The sequence below is a fragment of the Oribacterium sp. oral taxon 108 str. F0425 genome, assembly GCF_000214455.1.
GTDB classification, from domain to species: Bacteria; Bacillota; Clostridia; order Lachnospirales; family Lachnospiraceae; genus Oribacterium; species Oribacterium asaccharolyticum.
Map to the genome: position 1 here is coordinate 1104330 of NZ_AFIH01000001.1, position 20054 is coordinate 1124383.

The 20054-nt window shown below is 44.4% G+C and carries 16 protein-coding genes; 14 read left to right on the forward strand and 2 right to left on the reverse strand.

Annotation, left to right across the window (positions count from 1 at the left end; genetic code table 11):
- The first annotated feature begins 20 nt into the window (after positions 1-20).
- From HMPREF9124_RS05240 to dapF, 9 genes are all read left to right on the forward strand, one after another.
- Complete coding sequence (locus tag HMPREF9124_RS05240) at positions 21-2474, forward strand: glycogen/starch/alpha-glucan phosphorylase (RefSeq protein ID WP_009428364.1); 2454 nt, start codon at positions 21-23, stop codon at positions 2472-2474.
- 10 nt (positions 2475-2484) lie between these two features.
- A complete protein-coding gene (locus HMPREF9124_RS05245; protein WP_009429002.1) occupies positions 2485-3213 on the forward strand; it encodes a GNAT family N-acetyltransferase in 729 nt (242 codons plus the stop codon).
- The gene (locus HMPREF9124_RS11975; protein ID WP_009429234.1) at positions 3197-3346 is read left to right on the forward strand and encodes a hypothetical protein; all 150 of its coding nucleotides are present in this window, start codon (positions 3197-3199) and stop codon (positions 3344-3346) included. The genes HMPREF9124_RS05245 and HMPREF9124_RS11975 overlap by 17 nt, the downstream gene beginning before the upstream one ends.
- A gap of 12 nt (positions 3347-3358) precedes the next feature.
- Positions 3359-3841 (forward strand): VanZ family protein, encoded by a 483-nt coding sequence (locus tag HMPREF9124_RS05255; RefSeq protein ID WP_009429788.1) that lies wholly within the window; start codon positions 3359-3361, stop codon positions 3839-3841.
- Positions 3842-3917: 76 nt separating this feature from the next.
- Positions 3918-4184 (forward strand): hypothetical protein, encoded by a 267-nt coding sequence (locus HMPREF9124_RS05260; protein ID WP_009428533.1) that lies wholly within the window; start codon positions 3918-3920, stop codon positions 4182-4184.
- A 66-nt stretch (positions 4185-4250) separates the two neighbouring features.
- The gene (locus tag HMPREF9124_RS05265) at positions 4251-5054 is read left to right on the forward strand and encodes a hypothetical protein (protein ID WP_009429321.1); all 804 of its coding nucleotides are present in this window, start codon (positions 4251-4253) and stop codon (positions 5052-5054) included.
- A gap of 51 nt (positions 5055-5105) precedes the next feature.
- A complete protein-coding gene (locus HMPREF9124_RS05270) occupies positions 5106-6548 on the forward strand; it encodes a D-alanyl-D-alanine carboxypeptidase family protein (RefSeq protein ID WP_036597655.1) in 1443 nt (480 codons plus the stop codon).
- Positions 6449-7702, forward strand: a complete 1254-nt coding sequence (locus tag HMPREF9124_RS05275) for a hypothetical protein (protein WP_242821558.1) — start codon at positions 6449-6451, stop codon at positions 7700-7702. Before HMPREF9124_RS05270 ends, HMPREF9124_RS05275 begins: the two co-directional genes overlap by 100 nt.
- A 53-nt stretch (positions 7703-7755) precedes the next feature.
- On the forward strand, positions 7756-8583 hold the full coding sequence (gene dapF / locus HMPREF9124_RS05280; RefSeq protein WP_009427867.1) for a diaminopimelate epimerase: 828 nt from the start codon (positions 7756-7758) through the stop codon (positions 8581-8583).
- 282 nt (positions 8584-8865) lie between these two features.
- Here the strand turns inward: dapF and deoC are convergent, their stop codons facing one another.
- Positions 8866-9501, reverse strand: coding sequence for a deoxyribose-phosphate aldolase (gene deoC / locus HMPREF9124_RS05285; protein WP_009428447.1), 636 nt, complete (start codon positions 9499-9501; stop codon positions 8866-8868).
- Positions 9488-13891: a 2-hydroxyacyl-CoA dehydratase gene (locus HMPREF9124_RS05290; RefSeq protein ID WP_009428980.1), complete on the reverse strand. Its 4404-nt coding sequence runs from the start codon at positions 13889-13891 to the stop codon at positions 9488-9490. Before HMPREF9124_RS05290 ends, deoC begins: the two co-directional genes overlap by 14 nt.
- 295 nt (positions 13892-14186) lie before the next feature.
- Here HMPREF9124_RS05290 and HMPREF9124_RS05295 point away from each other — a divergent pair, with 295 nt between their 5' ends.
- The 5 genes from HMPREF9124_RS05295 to hisS all read left to right on the forward strand — a co-directional run bounded on the left by HMPREF9124_RS05295 (position 14187) and on the right by hisS (position 20042).
- The gene (locus HMPREF9124_RS05295) at positions 14187-14765 is read left to right on the forward strand and encodes a hypothetical protein (RefSeq protein ID WP_036598008.1); all 579 of its coding nucleotides are present in this window, start codon (positions 14187-14189) and stop codon (positions 14763-14765) included.
- Between the two features lie 257 nt (positions 14766-15022).
- On the forward strand, positions 15023-15679 hold the full coding sequence (locus tag HMPREF9124_RS05300; RefSeq protein ID WP_009427873.1) for a hypothetical protein: 657 nt from the start codon (positions 15023-15025) through the stop codon (positions 15677-15679).
- 88 nt (positions 15680-15767) lie between these two features.
- Positions 15768-17201 (forward strand): pyruvate kinase, encoded by a 1434-nt coding sequence (pyk, locus tag HMPREF9124_RS05305; RefSeq protein ID WP_009428395.1) that lies wholly within the window; start codon positions 15768-15770, stop codon positions 17199-17201.
- A 210-nt stretch (positions 17202-17411) separates the two neighbouring features.
- On the forward strand, positions 17412-18689 hold the full coding sequence (locus HMPREF9124_RS05310; protein ID WP_009428974.1) for a diaminopimelate decarboxylase: 1278 nt from the start codon (positions 17412-17414) through the stop codon (positions 18687-18689).
- 18 nt (positions 18690-18707) lie between these two features.
- Positions 18708-20042: a histidine--tRNA ligase gene (gene hisS / locus HMPREF9124_RS05315; RefSeq protein WP_009429457.1), complete on the forward strand. Its 1335-nt coding sequence runs from the start codon at positions 18708-18710 to the stop codon at positions 20040-20042.
- Positions 20043-20054 lie beyond the last annotated feature (12 nt).

The window sequence follows — 20054 nt, forward strand, 5'->3', positions numbered from 1 at the left end:
GGACAATCTAAGGAGGGAAAATGCAAAAGTTTGATAAAGCCATGTTGAAAAAAGAAATTGAAAACAATGCCAGAAAGCTTTTCAGACGAGAACTTACGGAATTAAATGAGAAAGAAGCTTTTCATGCAGTAGCGGCGGCAATCCAGAATCAGATTATTGATGACTGGATTCTCACAACCAAGCGTGCGGAAGAGGAAGATCGGAAGAGGGTCTACTATCTTTCCATGGAGTTTTTAATGGGAAGAGCACTCGGGAACAATATCCTGAATCTTTCCGCACATGAAGAAATCAAGGAAGTGCTTGAGGAGCTCGGTTTGAATTTGTCCGCCCTGGAAGACGCCGAGCCGGACTGGGCTCTTGGTAACGGAGGCCTCGGAAGGTTGGCTGCCTGCTTTTTAGACAGTCTTGCAACTCTTGGCTATTGGGCTTGCGGTTGCGGAATTCGGTATAAGTACGGCTTCTTCAAGCAGCAGATTGTAGACGGCTACCAGAAGGAAGTGGCGGATGACTGGTTAAAGGATGGAAATCCCTTTGAAATCCGCAGAGCCGAGCTTGCCAAGGAGGTGCGTTTCGGCGGTTGGGTAGAAACCGTACAGGAGGCGGATGGAAGGCTTCGTTTTATACAGAAAGGCTATCAGTCCGTAGAGGCAATCCCTTATGATACGCCTGTGGTTGGCTACAATAACCATATTGTGGACACTCTTCGGGTTTGGGATGCCAATGCGAAAGAAACCTTCAGTCTCGACGAATTTGATAAGGGAAATTATCAAAAAGCGGTAGAGTCTGCCAATATGGCTAAGAATATTGTGGAAGTATTGTACCCGAACGACAATCATTATGCCGGGAAGGAATTGAGACTTCGTCAGCAGTATTTCTTTATCTCCGCATCGGTTCAGACCGCAGTAGAATATTACGCCAGAAAACATAACGGAGATGTCAGGAACCTGCCCGAAAAGGTTGCCTTCCAGTTAAATGACACGCATCCCACGGTAGCAGTAGCGGAACTGATGCGTGTTTTAATGGATGATTATCAGTTAAGCTGGGATGAAGCTTGGGAGATAACGGTCAAGACCTGTGCTTATACGAACCATACCATTATGGCGGAGGCCTTGGAGAAATGGCCGATTGAGCTGTTCTCGAAGCTCCTTCCCCGTATTTACCAGATTGTAGAAGAAATCAATCGTCGTTTTTGTGAGGAAGTCAGAAGAAAATATCCTGACCGGGCAGAGGCTAAGATTGCCAAAATGGCGATTATCTATGACGGTCAGGTTAAGATGGCCCATCTTGCCATTATCGGAGGCCATGCGGTAAACGGTGTGGCAGCGCTACATACGGAAATCCTGGAAAAACAGGAGTTGAAGGATTTCTATGAAATGTATCCCGAGAAATTCTCCAATAAGACCAACGGGATTACCCAAAGAAGGTGGCTGCTCCATGCGAATCCGGAGCTTGCCGAGTGGGTTACAAATAAAATCGGAGATCAATGGATTACGGATTTACCCCAAATTGAGAAACTTGCAGTCTATGCTGAAGATAAAAAGGCACAAGCGGAATTTATGGCGATTAAACGACATAATAAGGAAAGACTTGCGCGCTATGTCTTTGAACATAACGGCATCAAGCTCAATGTGGATTCCATCTTTGATGTCATGGTGAAGCGTCTCCACGAGTATAAGAGACAGCTTATGAATATTCTGCATGTCATGTACCTTTATAACCAGATTAAAGACCACCCGGAGAAGGATTTTTATCCGCATACCTTTATCTTTGGGGCGAAGGCGGCAGCAGGCTATAAGACGGCAAAACTCACGATTAAGTTAATCAATAACGTGGCGGAAGTCATCAATAACGATGCTTCTATCAGGGATAAGATTAAAGTAGTATTTGTAGAGGATTATAAGGTTTCTTCTGCAGAAGTGATTATTCCGGCAGCAGATTTCTCCGAGCAGATTTCCACTGCGTCGAAGGAAGCTTCCGGAACTTCCAATATGAAGCTGATGTTAAACGGTGCCTTGACCATTGGAACGATGGATGGGGCAAATGTGGAAATTGTTAAGGAAGTCGGTGCGGAAAATGCCTTTATTTTCGGTATGAGCAGTGATGAAGTGATTCAATTGGAGCAGAATCGAAGTTATAACCCGATGGATATTTTTAACAATGATCAGGAAATCAGAAGAGTCCTGATGCAGCTGGTAAACGGCTTCTACAGTCCGGAAGATCCGGAGCTCTTCAGACCGCTTTATAATTCTCTCTTAAACACCAAAGAATCCGATGTAGCTGACCGCTACTTTATCCTGAAAGATTTACGTTCTTACATTAAGGCACAGGAAGAAGCGGTAAAGCAGTTCCAAAATCGGGATTGGTGGGCTAAAGCGGCAATTTTGAACACATCCCATGCCGGAAAGTTCTCTTCCGACAGAACGATAGAGGAATATGTAAGGGATATTTGGCATCTCGATAAAATTACTCTGTAAGGAAGAAAGAATGGAAGTATTGCTTCAGCTGGAATTGGAAGCAGAGGAGAAGCAGGCCTTTCAAGACCTGATTCTCCTCTGTAATCGAGAAGACGGAACCAACTATGACAGCGGTCTGGACTATGATTTCTTTTACAGCATTCGAAATGAAGAGAAAAAGGAAAGCGGAATCAAAGAAGAGTATCTTGCTATTTTGATGGGATATAAACTCGGAGAGCAGGAAGAAGGACAGGACATTTTGCTTTGTACGGCTTTTGTACATCCCTCCATGCGAGGACAGGGACTTTTTACCATGTGCATGGAATGCCTTTATGATGATTTTCGTGGTAAGAAGATTCGCCTGATGAGAAAAGAAAAGGATGAATATTTTCTGCATTTTCCTTATATCTATACAGAGTATTTTCTGGAAAAAACTTTGGAACGACCGATTGCTTTTCCGGGAGAACGACGAGTTTATCCTTACGGAGAAGTGTTTTTTTCTCCCTATAACGAAAAAACGCTTTACCTTTACGGGCTTATGGTAGAAAATAGATTCAGAGGACAGGGTAAAGGAGAAGAAATTCTTCGTGACTGCCTGGACAGGGGAGAGGCCGGAGTATATCAAAAGGTGATTTTGCAGGTGGATTCCCGAAATAGAGCGGCAATGCGGCTTTATACCAAAATGGGTTTTCAAATAAAGGATCTGGTCTCCTACTATAGGGGGGAAAGAAAGAGGAATAGAGATGGAAAGAATATATAAGGTCATGCGAAATGCGGGAGCGGCATCAATCGCTATGGGGGTGATTTTGATTACAATAGGACTTGTCACCGGGATATTGTCTATTGTAGAAGGCTCTATTCTCTTAAAAAGGAAAGAAGATTTGACATTTTAGGAAGTAGTGATCATGCGTGCTAAAGAAATGACCAGAAACAGGTGGTTTGGCGTTGCGTTTTTTGCACTGTATATCCTTCTCCTGTTTTATATTCTATTCTTTTCCGAACTGAATGGAAGAGGACTTATGAACAGGGATCATATCAGTTATAATATGCATCCCTTTCGAGAAATTTACAGATATCTGTTTTATTGGAAACAGATTGGTTTGTTGAACGCTCTTTTGAATCTTTTCGGTAACATTATCGGCTTCGTTCCTTTGGGGTTCTTACTGCCTTCCTTTTCGGGGAGATGCAGGAGATATTGGTACAATACACTTATGGCAGGATATCTTTTGTCCTTTGCGGTAGAGTTTTTTCAGCTGGCTTTCCGTGCGGGAAGCTGTGACGTGGATGATATCATTTTAAATACGCTCGGAACTGCATTGGGGTATCTTTGCTTTCTGTTTGTACAGTTGGGAAGAAGTAAGAGAAGAGAAAAAAAGAATCTCAGATAAGAAGAAAGTAGGGAGGAAATCATTTGGAGAAGGAAAAAAGATATTCCTACATACGAAAAAATTGGCTAGAGGGACTGTGGGGGCTTGTATCCTTTCCGGATTGGCTCTCCTTCTTTTTTTATTTTGTCTTGCTTATTCTTTTTTAAAAAAGGGAGAGGCGGGACCGGCAGTTGCGGCACTGGCTCTTTTGTCCGTGAATTTTTCGGCCTTTTCTCTCCGCCTTGCGCTTCCTGTGGAGAGAGGAGAGTTTCTTGAAAAAAGATTGCTTTATGGAGCGGTAGGCTTATCTGTTTTGCTACTCTTTATCTGGCTTTTTTTTCTTTTTTTGGGAATGAGAAGATGAATCTTACGAAAAAACTATTGATTTTGTAAGGCTTGTAAAAATGCATTTTGCTATAATGAGGAGGCTATGGGAGAGAGACTGGAGCTTTCATGGGAGAGAATAAGGGAAATTCCGGAAGAAGTGAATAGGGACACCAGGCACGGTGCTTTTTTTGCTTCATTAAGTGTGTTTTTTTTACAATTTTTAAAGGGAAGAGAGGAAGAGAATTTTAATAAGGAGAGCTTAAGAGCCGTCTTGACGGAATGTCTCCGGAATTGCTCGGATTATCTTTTTCCACAGGATGCCCTTCAAAAAATGGAAGAGGGAGATATTCTTTCCGTCTTACTTTATCTTTCACTTGGGCTTGTGTATGAGAAAGAGGAAGAGGCAGTTTGTCGTGTATTGGAACTTTTTATTGAACTGTATTTGCTCTTGCAAGATTCCTCGTTTTCGGACAGACAGAAGCTAAAGGATGTGCTTTATGCTCATTTTTATGATTATACGGGGGATTTTTTAGAAGAGTGGTTTATATATGGCAAGGGGACAAAGACAGGGATGCTTAGCATCCATAACCCTTTGTTTCCCTTAATTTTTCCGTTCAAAACGGTCTCTCCTTTCTTTACGGAAGAATATGAAGAGGCGCATCGAAATGATTTGGCTTTGATTCTGGGAGATCGTCTGCTTAGTCATCTTAAACAGGAACTGGAAAAGCTTCGGAAAAGGGTGGATTTTAAACCGATAAGCAAAGAAAAGATGCAATCCGTTTTATTGGAGGAATCGGTTTTATCATCCGAGCCTGTAAATTGGAGCGATTCTCCGCATGCTTTGACCTTTAATTCGCATCAGATAAAATTATTAAAGAAGTTTAGAGAAGAGTTCTTTCTTTGTTAGGCTGAAACAGCAGAGCCGAAAAATTGTTTTTATTGGAGTCAGGAGGAGCATTTGCGAAACAAAAGTAGGAAAATCTATAGTATGCTTTTTCTCCTGTTGCTTTTATGGGGAGTTTTATGGGAGGCAGAGAGTGCCTATGCGGCAAATTGGGGAAGTGTAGAACTCACTGCGGAAGAAGCTGTTCTTATGGATGCGGACACGGGAGCCGTTTTATTTGAAAAAAATACAGAAGAGAAGGGCTATCCCGCCAGTATTACGAAGGTACTTACAGCCCTTGTTGTTTTGGAGCATACTTCACTGGATGAACAGGTCAGCTTTTCACACGATGCGGTTTACAATGTCGATCAGGGTTCTTCCAATGCGCAAATAGAGGCCGGAGATGTACTGACGGTAAATGATTGTTTGCATGCCTTACTCTTAAAATCAGCAAACGAAGCCGCAAATGCTTTGGCGGAACATGTAGCCGGATCCCGGGAAGCCTTTGCCGAGATGATGAATGAGAAGGCTAAAGAACTGGGCTGTACCGGCAGTCATTTTCAAAATCCTTCCGGCCTTTTTTCGGAGGAGCAATATACGACTGCAAAAGATATGGGACTCATTGCCATTGCGGCATTTCACAATGAAGAGTTCATGAAGATTGAGAAAGATTTACGATATACCCTCTCCGGTCTACAACGTCTTCCGGAGGGAAATATCTTATATATGGAACATAAAATGATGCTTCCGGAATCCCGCTTTTATGATTCTCGCGTGGTGGCGGGAAAGACAGGTTATACAAGGGACAGCGGGAATACTTTACTGACTCTTGCTAAAGAAGGGGACAGAAGACTGGTTACGGTTGTTTTGAAGGATAAGAGTCCCTATCACTATAGTGATACGAGTGCCATGCTGAATCTGGGATTTCAAGAAACGGAAAAACAGAGCTTGGAGGATACGGAAGGCTTTCTGGAGAAGATTAGGGCGGAACTGGTAGAAAAGGGGACGCTTACAGAAGAGACGAAGCTGCATTTTTCTTCAAAAGTGATGCTCACCCTTCCTAAAGGGGAGACACAGGAGGGAATTTCTTATCTTCTTTTAGAAGATGAAGCGGAAAAGAAGGAGCTTTCCGAAGCGGAGGAGAAGGCAAGCGACAGCGGCATGCCCGATGCGAAGGACAGTGCTTTACCTCATATTGTTTTTCTGTTAGACGGCAGAAAGGTTGGAGAGGCAAATTTATATAGAGAACAAAATATACGAGTGATGCTTAGCGAAGCAAGCCCTAAAACCAAGGCTGCCTTTTTTGCGGTTACCATTAGCGGTTTTACGATTATGATTGCAATAGCTGTTTTTCTTTTTGGAGGTGGTGCGCTTTACGGTGCAAAAAATTTCGCAGACGAGAGAAAAAGGAGAAAGAAGTGGAAGGATCGGAGAAAGAAGAGACTGGAAGAAATGAAGATTTCGGAGGAAGAATTCCGAATACTTCTGGAAAAACGGAAAAAAGAGAAGAAGAACTGAGAGAAGAGCCTTATGAAGAGGATCAAGAGATAGAAAGGGAACGGGAAAGGCTTCGTAGGGAGAGAAAGGAAAGAAGAGAGAAAAGACAGGAAAAACGCAAGAAGGAAAGGAATAAAAAGCTTTTACTTTGCTTACTTCTGCTTGCGGCTTTATTTTGTGTAGTATTTTTACTGCGAGGCTTTAGTAATTTGGAAAAAGCAAGGCCGGCTTCCTCTTCCAATTTAACAAAAGAGCTAAATCTGACCATTGTTAAAAAGATTTCCGAAGAAGAAAAAAATGCACTCATGAAACAGGCAGAAGAAAGGCAGGGACTGGTCTTGCATTTTTTGAGTCCTGATACGGATGAGAACAAAATGGAAGAGCAAATTCGGAATTTCCGGACGGATATCCTTCTTACAGGGGATGGAAAGAATGCCAAACTTCTTTCCGCATACAGTGAAAAAGAAAAAACGCCGGTTCTGTTTACCTCCTATCTTCCCAAGGAATCCATGGGCGACTACAGCTTTTGTTTGGGGAAATCGGCAGAGGATCAGGCCGTGGACTTGTCGTTCTTTGCCTATAATGAGGCGTTTCGTTCTATCGGGATTTTGGAGCCGGAAGGATCTTCAAGCGCTCTTTCTCAAGAACTTTCGGAAGCCTTTCAAATTCTTGGCGGGACTTCCCGAATCTTACAGTATTCTTCAATGGAAGATATGAAGACGAAAGAAGCGGAGTTGGAAAATACTGGAGCGGATCTTTTATTTCTGGAAGAGTATAGTGAGGAAGGAGCGGCTTTCCTTGCGGAAGAACATAATCTTCCCGTTTTACTGGGGGAGGATTGGGATAGAAATGATTTTCCCGGAGAGACTGTACTTAAAACTTCCTCCTATCTCTATGGAAAAGATACCCTTGTCTCAAGTCCCAATGCAGCTGAACAAAAAGAGTCGGTGAGTGAAGAGGAAAGCGGAGAAGAGGGGAGCAGAGAGTGGGATGCATTAAAGCTCGCCACGCTTGCGATGGAAAAGTCCGGAAAAAGCTGGGAGGATAAACTGGAAGGTCTGGATTTCCAAGGAACTTACGGCGAATATCAACTTGTTAAGGGGGGCTATGCGCTTCACGGCAGACCCGTATTCTATGAAATTGCAGAGAATAAAAGAGTAGCGCTGTCTCGGTGATTGCATCGAATGGAATGATAGGAAAGGCTTACGCTGAATCAAAGGAGAAACATATGAAATTCACAAAGATGGAAGGTGCGGGAAACGATTACATTTATATTGATTGCTTCCAAGAGAAGGTAGACAATCCGAAAGACTTGGCGATAAAGATGTCTGACAGACATTTTGGAGTAGGAGGAGACGGTATTATCCTGATTGAGCCTAGTGACCGAGCGGATGCTTTCATGCATATGTTTAATGCGGACGGTTCGGAGGGAGCAATGTGCGGAAACGGCATTCGCTGTACCGCAAAATATCTCTACGACCATGGGATTGTGCGCCCTGATATTTCGCTAATAAAAATAGAGACCAAGTCGGGTATGAAAGAGATTCGCTATGAAGTAAAGGACGGGAAGCTCTTTAAAGCCACCGTGGATATGGGAGAGGTGAAATTGGACAGTGATTTACCCGAGAAGATTCAGATTGAAGGACTGGACCTTTCTTTTGTGGGGATTAATACCGGCAATCCGCATGCTATCTACTTTTTAGAGGATAATCCCATACTGGGAAAGAACATTTATGAGATTGATTTTTCCCGCTACGGGCACAGCTTTGAAACCCATCCTCGTTTTCCGAATCGAGTAAACAGTGAATTTATTGAGCTAAAGAATAGAAGAGAAATCAATTTTCGGGTTTATGAAAGAGGATCGGGAGAAACGCTTGCCTGCGGAACAGGAGCAACGGCGGCAGTTGTCGCAGGAAATCTACTGGGAAAGCTGGATGAAGAGGTACTTGTGCACCTTTTAGGCGGTGACCTCACGATTTTCTATGATAAAGAAAGTAGACATGCCTTTATGAGCGGAGGAGCGAGAGAAGTCTTTAGCGGAATTTGGGAAGAATAATCATTAAAAGAGGCTGTAAAAAATCAAAATGATAGATAAATTTTCAGCAATATAGGTCTGAATGTGGGGTAGTCTGAGCCCGTCGGTACTTGCGAAAAACAAGAGAAACGCAGTTTTTCGCTTAGTATCCGTTACGAGGCGAAGCTAGCGAGAGCGTGCCCCAAGTTCAGACCTATATTGCTTAGAAAGATAGTTTGATTTTTTTACAGCCCCTTTTTATTCTAACTCCCACTTTCCATGTAAGAGCTCTTGCTTGTATTAAATTTCATACATATTGCAGGCTTAGAGCAGAAGCAGTCCGTTTCCCACTCCCAGTCTGTCTGCGCCTGCAGCGAGCAGTTCTTCTGCAAATTCTTTGCTTCTGATTCCGCCACTGGCCTTAATCTTCATCTTGTCGGAAACGGATTCCTTCATGAGTTTCACATCTTCCACAGTAGCGCCTCCGGTGGAAAATCCGGTAGAGGTCTTTACAAAATGCGCACCGGCTTCTTCGGAGAGCGCGGAGGCTTTTTTGATTTCTTCTTTTGTAAGGAGACAGGTTTCAATGATAACCTTCACAATTGCCGGCTTAGAGGCTTCCACAACGGCTTGAATATCCTCTCTTACATAATCGTAATCCTTATCCTTCAAGGCGCCGATTTGAATAACCATATCCACTTCGTCGGCACCGTCCGCTACCGCCTGTTTCGCTTCAAAAGCCTTGGCTTTTGTGGACATAGCCCCTAAAGGAAAGCCTACAACACAGCAGGTCTTTACCCCGGAGCCGGAAAGTGTCTTTGCGACTAAGGGCACATAGCATGTATTTACACAAACCGAGGCAAAGCCGTGCGCCTTGGCTTCTTCACAGTAGCGTAGAATGCTTTCCTTCCCTGCATCCGCTTTTAACATGGTGTGGTCAATTTTTTTAGCAATATCCATGGTTTTTCTCCTTATCCCGTATTTTGTTCTGGGCTACGGTCAACATCAGCTTGATTCGATTCAGCTGATTTACTTCTGAAGCACCGGCATCGTAGTCCACGGCAATGATGTTTGCTGTGGGGTTATGCCGCTTCAGCTCTTTGATGACACCCTTTCCGACAATGTGGTTCGGGAGGCATCCGAAGGGCTGCGTACATACGATATTATCTACCCCTTCGGACAAAAGTTCAAGCATTTCTCCGGTTAAGAACCAACCTTCTCCGGTCTGATTTCCCAGGGAGACATATTCTCTGGCAAGAGAAGCCAGTTCCCGTATTTCGCTCGGTGCGGTAAAGTGCTTGGATTTCTGCAATTCCTTCTTCGCCGTCTTACGGAAGGACTCCAGTAAACTGATTGCGATATTGCAAAGAGCTTTTCCCTTCCAGGAAGCTCCCAAGTTCTCGTGCTTAAAGTTCTGGTTGTAGAAGCAGTAGAGCAGGAAGTCCATAAGATCCGGCATCACGGCTTCCGCCCCCTCTTTTTCAAGGAGCTCCACAATGTGGTTGTTGGCAAGCGGAGAGAACTTTACAAGGATTTCTCCCACGATTCCGACCTTCGGCTTTTCTTCCGAGGAGAGTGGAATGTTGTCAAAGTCACGAATAATGCCCTTTACATTCTTACCGAACTCAAAAAGCGGAATGCTCTTCTTGGAAAGGCTTTCCTGACAGATTTTCTTCCACTTCTGATGTACCGCTTCCGCAGCACCGGCCTGCAATTCATAAGGTCTTGTGGCGTAGAGAAGACGCATAAAGAGGTCTCCGTAAACCACACCCTGGAGGGCTCTTGTAAGAAGCGGAATCGTTATCTTAAAGCCCGGAGTGGATTCCATCCCGTTGGCATTTAAGGAAATAACGGGGATATGTCCCATTTCCGCCTTGTCCAAGGCTCTACGAATAAAGCCAATATAGTTTGAAGCACGGCAACCTCCTCCGGTTTGGGACATGATGACTGCGGTCTTATTTAAGTCATATTTTCCGGAAAGGAGTGCTTCCATAACCTGCCCTACCACGATAATGGAAGGATAGCAGGAATCGTTGTTTACATACTGCAGTCCCGTGTCGATAGCGGAACGGTTATCATTGTCCAGCACCACAAGATTGTAGCCCTCCGCACGAATTGCCGGCTCAATGAGCTCAAAGTGCAGCGGAGACATCTGCGGACAAAGGATGGTGTAGCCTTCTTCCTTCATATCCTTGGTAAAGAGGGTTCTCTTGTACTGCTCGGAACGGATCTTTCTTCTGTACTTTTTCTCGGAACGCACGCGGATAGCGGCGAGGAGAGAACGGATACGGATTCTTGCGGCGCCGAGGTTATTGACCTCGTCAATCTTTAATACGGTGAAAATCTTATCGGAGCCGTTCAAGATGTCTTTTGCCTGATCCACTGTCACGGCATCCAAACCGCAGCCAAAGGAGTTTAACTGGATAAAGTCCAGATTTTCCTGTGTCTTCGTAAAGGCTGCCGCGCGGTAAAGACGGGAGTGGTACATCCACTGGTCGGTTACAATAATCGGACGCTCCACTTCCGCAAGGTGGGAAATGGAATCTTCGGTCAGCACGGCAAAGTTATAAGAAGTAATCAGTTCCGGGATACCGTGGTGAATTTCCGGATCACAGTGGTAAGGACGGCCGGCCAGGACAATGCCTCTGTGACCGGTTTGTTCCATCCACATAAGAGTTTCTTCTCCCTTTTCCTCAATATCCTTTCGGGACTGAAGAAGCTCTTCCCAGGCAAGATGCGCGGCATTTCGAATTTCCTTCTCCGTAAAATTCCATTCCTTAAACTGTTCGCCGATTTTCTCCATCGTCCAGTCTCCGGCGGGCTTCACGGAATCTTTAATCTGCTTCGGATGCACAAAAACCTTGGTCAGCTGATCTGTTAGAATCTTCTCATTGGTAAAGGCGAGGAAGGGCTTCATAAAGAAAATGCTCTTTTCCTCGAGATTTTCCACATTGTTTTTGATATTCTCCGCATAGGAAGTCACCATGGGGCAGTTGTAGTGATTGCCCGCAGTCGGAGTTTCATTTCTTTCATAGGGAATACAGGGATAAAAAATGAACTTCTGCCCCTTGTTAATCAGCCACTCGATATGTCCGTGTACAAGCTTTGCCGGGTAGCACTCGGACTCGGAGGGAATAGATTCAATCCCCATCTCGTAAATCTTCTTGTTGGAAGAGGGGGAGAGCACCGTACGGAAACCGAGCTCCTTAAAGAAAATCGCCCAGAAAGGATAATTTTCATACATATTTAAAACTCTCGGAATGCCTACTTCACCTCTTTTGGCTTCTTCCGGAGAAAGCGGCTCATAGCCGAAGATTCTCTTAATCTTGTACTTAAAGAGGTTCGGAATTTCGGACTTGGCCTTTGGAAGTCCTGCACCGCGTTCACAGCGATTTCCGGAAATGAATTTCCTGCCATGACCGAAATCGTTTATGGTCAGCACACACTTGTTGCTGCAAAGTCCGCAGCGACTCATAGTATTCTCATACTGTAAGTCTAAAATTTCATCCAAGGAGAGCATGGAAGTTTTCTTGTAGCCGGCCGCATCAAGCAGTGCCTTATCCTCTTCTCCTGCAAGAATCTCGTTTTCCAGCTTTTCCGTTTCAATATAGTAGCGTTCTTTGGCAATAAGAGCGGCACCGAAGGCTCCCATGATTCCGGCAATATCCGGACGAACTACATTCTGTCCAAGAGTTTCCTCCAAGGCACGAAGTACGGCGTTGTTATAGAAGGTTCCCCCCTGTACCACGATGTGTTTCCCGAGATCCTTCGGATTCGTTACCTTGATGACCTTATATAAGGCGTTTTTAATCACGGAGTAAGCAAGACCGGAGGAAATGTCAGCGACGGTAGCGCCTTCCTTCTGGGCCTGCTTTACATTGGAATTCATGAAAACGGTACAACGGGATCCGAGATCCGTGGGGTTCTCTGCAAAGAGGGCTTCCTTCGCAAAATCTTCTACGGAATAACTCAAGGATTTTGCAAAGGTCTCTAAGAAAGAGCCGCATCCGGAGGAACAGGCTTCATTTAATTGCACATTATCCACCGTGCCGTCCTTAATATGAATGCACTTCATGTCCTGCCCGCCGATGTCCAAGATACAGTCCACATCCGGCTCGAAGAAAGAAGCGGCATAGTAGTGGGCAATGGTCTCCACCTCGCCCTCATCCAGCTGAAAAGCGGACTTAAGAAGTGCTTCTCCGTAACCGGTGGAGCAGGAGTAGGCGATTTCCGCATCGGAGGGAAGCTGTTCTTTAATTTCACTAACCGCACGCATGGCAGTTTTAATGGGAGAACCTTCATTTCCGGAATAAAAGGTATAGAGCAGTTCTCCGTCCTCGGAAATCAAAGCAAGCTTTGTTGTGGTAGAGCCTGCGTCGATTCCGAAGAAGACTTTTCCATGGTAGCTCTTTAAATCTCTTCTTTTTACTTTCGCTTTTTCATGTCTTTTTATAAATTCCGCATATTCCTCTTCGGAAGAGAAGAGAGAGTGCATTCTTTTAATCTCACTGTCCATCTGAATTCCTGCGCGAAGGCGGGGAATCATTTCGGAAAGGCAAACAGGCGCATTGTTTTCCTCTGCATTCAGGGCGGACCCCATAGCTGCGTAGAGGTGGGAATTTTCCGGATTGATAATTTCCTCGTCTGTGAGCTTTAAGGTACGAATAAAGCTGTTCCGAAGCTCCGGCATGAAGTGGAGAGGGCCCCCAAGAAAAGCAACATGACCGCGGATGGGCTTACCCTGTGCTAAACCGGAAATCGTCTGGTTACAAACGGCCTGGAAAATGGAAGCGGCAAGGTCTTCTCGAGCTGCACCCTCGTTAATCAAAGGCTGAATGTCGGTCTTCGCAAAAACACCGCAACGAGCTGCAATAGGATAAATCATCTGAAAGTTCTTTGCGAGCTCATTTAATCCTGCCGCATCGGTATCGAGAAGAGATGCCATCTGGTCGATAAAGGAACCGGTACCGCCGGCACAGATGCCGTTCATTCGCTGGTCGATTCCACCCTTGAAATAAATAATCTTTGCGTCTTCTCCGCCAAGCTCGATGGCAACATCCGTCATGGGATAGTTTTCCTTTAAGGCGGAAGCTACAGCAACAACCTCCTGACAGAATGGCTGCTCCATATGCTTTGCAAGATTTAAACCGCCGGAACCGGTCACCACAATACGACAAGAGAGGTCATCATGTGCCTCTCTTGCTTCTTCTAAAAGGTCTGCTAAGGTTTCTTGGATATTGGCGAAGTGCCTCCGATAGTCTGCAAAAATAAGATGATTCTCTTGATCAAGGATTGCCACCTTTACGGTGGTTGATCCGATGTCAATGCCCAGTCTGTATGTTTCCGTCATAAATACACCCAATCTATACTTTCTAAGTCCTAACAAATATCGTTTAAATAGGAAATAAAACCAACAGTCTGTTACTCTAGCACAGTTCAGGATAGGCAACAAGGAAGGCTTTCTAAAAAAAGAATAAAAGTTTAAGAAATCACAGAATTGCATGGAATTTAAAGCTGTGTAAGAGGTTTGACAGGGCTTTTTCCCCGCGATAAAATACCTTCGTTAAGCGAGAATGGAAAGAAAGCGGAGAGGGCGGTTAATGCAAAGTTTTGTCTTATTGTCCGGAAAAGAAAAAGGAGAGAAAATGAGTGATTTCAGAATTAATTTCATTGATAACTGGGAGAAGAAGGAAGTGAACCTCTCGGCGTTAGAAGAAGCTTTGGAAAACGGTACTTCTTCGGTATATAGAAATCCCCGTTTAAGGAAGATTTCCGCAAAATGGAAAAAATATAAGGAGAGAGGAATTTCCAATCTTTATCTTTTAAAGGAACTGGACGATGACGGAGTAGCTTGTGCGTACTATGCCTATTCCATAACGGACGGCGTGATTTCCGAAGAAATGCTGGAAAGTTTAAGAGCGATTTGTGCAGAGAAGCTTTCTTCCGGGGAGATGCGGGCAGAGGGTTCATTTTCCAAGCCGAACGAGTGGTGGGACTCCAACCCGAAGCGTTCCATTAAGGCGGTAGAGTCGGGGCAGGCGGACAGTTTAAAACAGTATCTTGCGGCAGAGCTCTATCCTAAGGGAATTGTGATTGATGCCAGATCGATTAAGACATCTCATGCAGGAGAATTGGCCTGCTCCGCTATAGCTTGGGGTGTAACGAACTCGATCTTTAAAAAGGGAGCCTATATGAGCACTCTGATTCATAATGACATGCTCTAAACGTGTGAAGAATGTATATCTGTAAGGAATGCAAACTTGTAAGGAATACGAACCTGTGAGGAATATGAGCCTGTAAGGAATATGAACCTGTGAGGAATACGAACTTGTGAAGAATGCCTAAAAACATAGAGGGAAAGCTTGCTAAAAAAACGTAGTACAAGTATACTTTCTGCGTGTTTGTGATAGAAAAAAGCGGTCCTTTTGCTTTTTGAAGTACCGGTGTTTTTCTTAAAATCAAATTGGGAAAAGGGTGAGTTATGAGCATTTTAGACCGATTGGAAAGAAAACTGGGGCGCTATGCCGTTCCCAATTTAATGAAATATATCTGTGCGATGTATGCATTGGGATTTTTGATTCAGATTACCGCACCGGAGTTTTATTTTTACTATCTGGACTTGGATCCGGAAGCCATTCTTCATGGACACATTTGGAGAATCTTAAGCTTTCTGATTTATTATCCTGCGGCAAACGGATTCGGCTCCATATTCTGGGCAATCATCGGAATTATGGTTTATTACAGTATAGGAAAAACGTTGGAGTATCTTTGGGGGAATTTTCGTTATAACTTTTTCTTTTTTTCCGGAGTCATTCTCTATAACGTGGCGGGAATTCTGATTTATCTTTTAACCGGTGTATCCCTTCAGTTGAATCCGACCTATATGGGATTCAGTATTTTCCTGGCCTATGCTTTGACTCTGCCGGATACGGTGTTTTATCTTTATTTCTTTATTCCGATTAAGGCAAAATATCTGGCGCTCATAGAGACTTTACTTTATCTGTATTTTCTGGCGGTAAGTCAAAGCCCGGGCGAGAAGCTTTCGATTGTATTGTCTTTCGCAAACGTTATGCTCTTTTTCATCCTTTTGAATCAGGGCAAGAGAAAAAATATCTTTAATATAAAAAACTACAGATAGATTTTATGGCAATTTATTATGCGAAAGCAATTGAAAGGCTGTAGCAGAATGAAGAAAACTTGTAGAGAGTATCAATAAGGAGATTAAAATGAGAAGAACAAAAATGGTATGTACGATGGGGCCGAATGAGAATGATTACAGTGTAATGAAGGCTATGGCGGAAATTATGGATGTCGCCCGCTTTAATTTTTCACACGGAGATCATGAGGAGCACCTTGGCAGACTGGAACTCCTGCGGAAAGTGAGAAAGGAAGTGGGAAGACCGATTGCTGCACTGCTGGATACCAAGGGACCGGAAATCAGGACAGGTCTGCTGAAAGACGGACAGAAAATTACTTTACAGGAGGGTGAGAAGATTGTCCTGACTACAGAAGAGGTGGTGGGAACCAAGGATAAAATCTTCATTAACTACGATAAGCTGCACGAGGATGTAAAGCCGGGGAATGTGATTTTGATTGATGACGGTTTAATCGGCTTGGAAGTAGAGACTGTAAAGGGAGTAGAGATTCTTTGCAAGGTGACAAATGGGGGAGAACTTGGAGAGAGAAAGGGCGTGAATGTACCCGGTGTACCGATTCAGTTGCCCTCTATCACGGATAAGGATATTGAAGACATTAAGTTCGGTCTTGCGGAAGATTTTGACTTTGTGGCAGCCTCTTTCATTCGTTCCGCTGATGCGGTAAGACAGATTCGCTCGCTTATTGATGAAGCCGGATCCCAGATGAAGATTATTTCCAAAATTGAATCTCAGGAGGGGCTGGACAATATCGATGCCATTATTGAAGCGTCTGACGGCATTATGTTGGCAAGAGGAGACCTCGGTGTGGAAATTGAGGCAAAACGTATTCCTCAACTCCAAAAGGAAATTATTCAAAAGTGTAACTATCATGGAAAACTCGTCATTACTGCGACCCAGATGTTGGATTCCATGATTCGAAATCCGCGTCCGACAAGAGCGGAGGTAACAGACGTAGCCAATGCGGTATACAACGGAACGGATGCGGTGATGCTTTCCGGAGAATCCGCAAATGGAAAATATCCGCTTGAGGCTGCAAAGACCATGGCGTCTATCGTGGAATATACGGAGCAATTTCTGGATTACAAACAGTTTAAGACCCGAATGGTGGAAAAAACCGTATACGAAAGCATCGGAAATGCGATGTGTGCAGCTTCCGTGACGACGGCATCGGAGTTAAAGGCGGCAGCCATCGTGGCATCGACACTCTCCGGGATTACTGCTTCCATGATTTCGAAGTATCGTCCGATTACACCAATCTATGCGCTTTCACCCAGTCAGGTTGTGACCAGACAGATGATGTTGTTCTGGGGGGTTACTCCTATTTGGGCAAGAAGGGCAGAGACGACAGACGAGCTTTTCGAAAGTTCCATTGAGGAATTGAAGGACAGAAAATTGCTGAAGAGCAAAGACATCTGTGTTATTACGGCGGGTGTGCTCTCACGCTTACACAGAAAGCAGGCACCGACCGGTACCAACATTATGCGTGTCATGGAAGTAGACTAGGATTTGTTATGGAAGTAGACTAGGATTTTACTTGAAAAGTCCCTCTAGCTTGTTTAAGATAGAGTGGACTTTTTTTATGCTTAAGAAGATTCAAGGGGGAATATTCCTTGCAAATCATTGTTGCAGGAAATTCATGCTGTGCATTGGAATAAGTATAAGAGAATGTAAGGGTATAGTAAAATGTGCCGTGAGAGCACGAAGGAGAAAAAGATGAAGAAAGCATTTGTGGATTATCGTAAAGCCAAGGAAATCGCGGAAACGTATCCAACTCCTTTCTATCTTTACGATGAGGAAGGAATTCGAGAAACCGTCAGAAATCTATATAAAGCTTTTTCCTGGAATGAGGGGTACAGAGAGTATTTCGCGATTAAGGCGACGCCGAATCCGTCCATTCTTCGCATCTTGAAAGAAGAAGGTTGCGGGGTGGATTGTTCCTCCGATGTAGAACTGAGTCTGGCGGAGGCTTGCGGATTCTCCGGATCGGAAATTATGTTTTCTTCCAATGATACGCCGGATGAAGAATATGTTTTTGCAAATCGTCTTCACGGTATCATCAACCTGGATGACTTTAGTAATATTGAGGAAGTCAGTGAAATATTGGGGGTACTTCCGAAGACCATGAGCCTTCGCTTTAATCCGGGAGGCTATTTCAGCATCGGAAACACCATCATGGACAATCCGGAAGAAGCCAAATACGGGATGACCGAGGCACAGATTCTGGAGGGCTACCGGATATTAAAAGATAGGGGAGTGGAGCACTTCGGCATACACGCCTTCCTTGCTTCCAATACCATCAGTAACGACTATTACCCCGAGCTTGCGAGACAACTTTTTTCTTTGGTCGTAAAGATTAAGGAAGAATGCGGTATTTCCCTGGAATTCGTCAATCTTTCCGGCGGCGTGGGGATCCCTTATCGCCCGGAGCAGGAGGCAACCGACATTTTCCTGATTGGAGAAAAGGTGAGAGAGGTTTATGAGGAAATCCTTGTGAAGAACGGTCTCGGACACATACGACTTTGTTCGGAGCTTGGACGCTATGTTTTAGGACCGCACGGAGCCTTAATCACAAAGGTTATCCATTTTAAGAATACCTATCGGCATTATGCGGGTGTGGATGCCTGTGCATCGAATTTGATGCGACCGGCCATCTATGATGCCTATCATCATATTACCGTGCTCGGGAAGGAAGATGCGAAGGAGACGGAAGTCTATGACGTAGTCGGTTCTCTTTGTGAAAATAATGATAAGTTTGCAAAAGGGAGAGAACTTCCAAAGCTGGAAAAAGGAGACTTGCTTTTCATCCATGACACCGGTGCACATGGCTTTGCCATGGGTTACAACTACAACGGAAAGTTGTGGTCTTCAGAACTTCTCTTACAAAAAGACGGTACCGTGAAAATGATTCGCCGCGCGGAGAAGGACACTGATTACTTTGCAACCTTGGACATCGATGAAGGACTGAGCAACTATTTACAAAGCAGAAAATAGAGTCCGGAAGATTACAATTTGTTTTTAGACGAAATGCTGTGGCTTTATGCATGGTATTGGGTTAGCGATATTGAAAAAGTAAAGAGAGGCAGTATGGCATTAAAGAAAAAGGCCGTAACCGGCATGAAGGATATTTTACCGAGAGAAATGGCGGTGAGACAGCGGGTATTATCCACGATTCGAAAGGTGTACGGGAGATTTGGCTTCACCGAGATTGAGACACCTATCGTGGAGCATCTTTCGAACCTCCTCAGTAAGCAGGGGGGAGATAATGAGAAGCTCATTTTCAAGGTGGAAAAAAGAGGAGAGAAGCTGAAAGAGGCGTTGGAAAAAGGCGATTTCGAGAACCTTTCCGATTCCGGATTGCGCTATGACTTAACCCTTCCTTTGTCCCGCTTTTATGCGGAAAATCAAGGGAGTCTTCCATCTCCCTTTAAGGCTTTGCAAATCGGGCCGGTCTTCCGTGCGGATCGTCCGCAGAAGGGGCGATTTCGAGAGTTTTGGCAGTGCGATATTGATATTTTCGGAGATGCGAGTTATCTTTCGGAAATTGATTTGCTTCTTGCAATGGGGACTGTCTTACAGGAAATCGGCTTCGGAGAAAAGTATCCCTTTTATATCGTATTAAATGACCGTGCTATCTTAAAGGCTATGCAGAGCTATGCGGGATTTCCGGAGGAGGATTTTTCGGAGATTTCCATTGTGCTTGATAAAGAGGATAAAATCGGAAGAGAGGGAGTTCGTGAGGAACTGCTTTCTCTCTCCTACACGAAGGAGCAGATTTCCCGGTATGAGGACTGCTTATATCTTGTGAAGGGAGATAAGGAAGACATTCTGAAATTACAGGAAAAGCTCGGCGCGCATCTTGATGAAGAGGTCGGAAAGAATCTCTACCGGATTATGAAAATGGTGGAGGAGAGCGGAAAGGGTGCGATTCCCCTTCGCTTCGATCCGACGCTTGTGCGCGGAATGGGATATTACACCGGTCCCATCTTCGAAGTGCGTTCCACCCTGTTCTCCGGATCAATCGGAGGAGGCGGACGATATGATAAGATGGTGGGAAAGTTTATCGGTGTGGACACCCCTGCTGTAGGATTTTCCATCGGCTTTGAAAGAATTATCGGCATCCTTTTGGAGGGAGAAGAGAATACGCATTCGGAAGGAAAAATTGCTTATTTGGTAGAGAAGAAGGTTTCCGAAGAGAAGCTTTCCGCCTGTCTTTCGGAAGTCATGGAAAGAAGGGCAAGGGGAGAAACCGTGTTACTTACCCAGATGAATAAGAATAAGAAGTTCCAAAAGGAAAAGCTCAGCTCGGAAGGGTATAACGAATTTGTAGAAATCTACGGAGACTAAAGGCGCATTGCA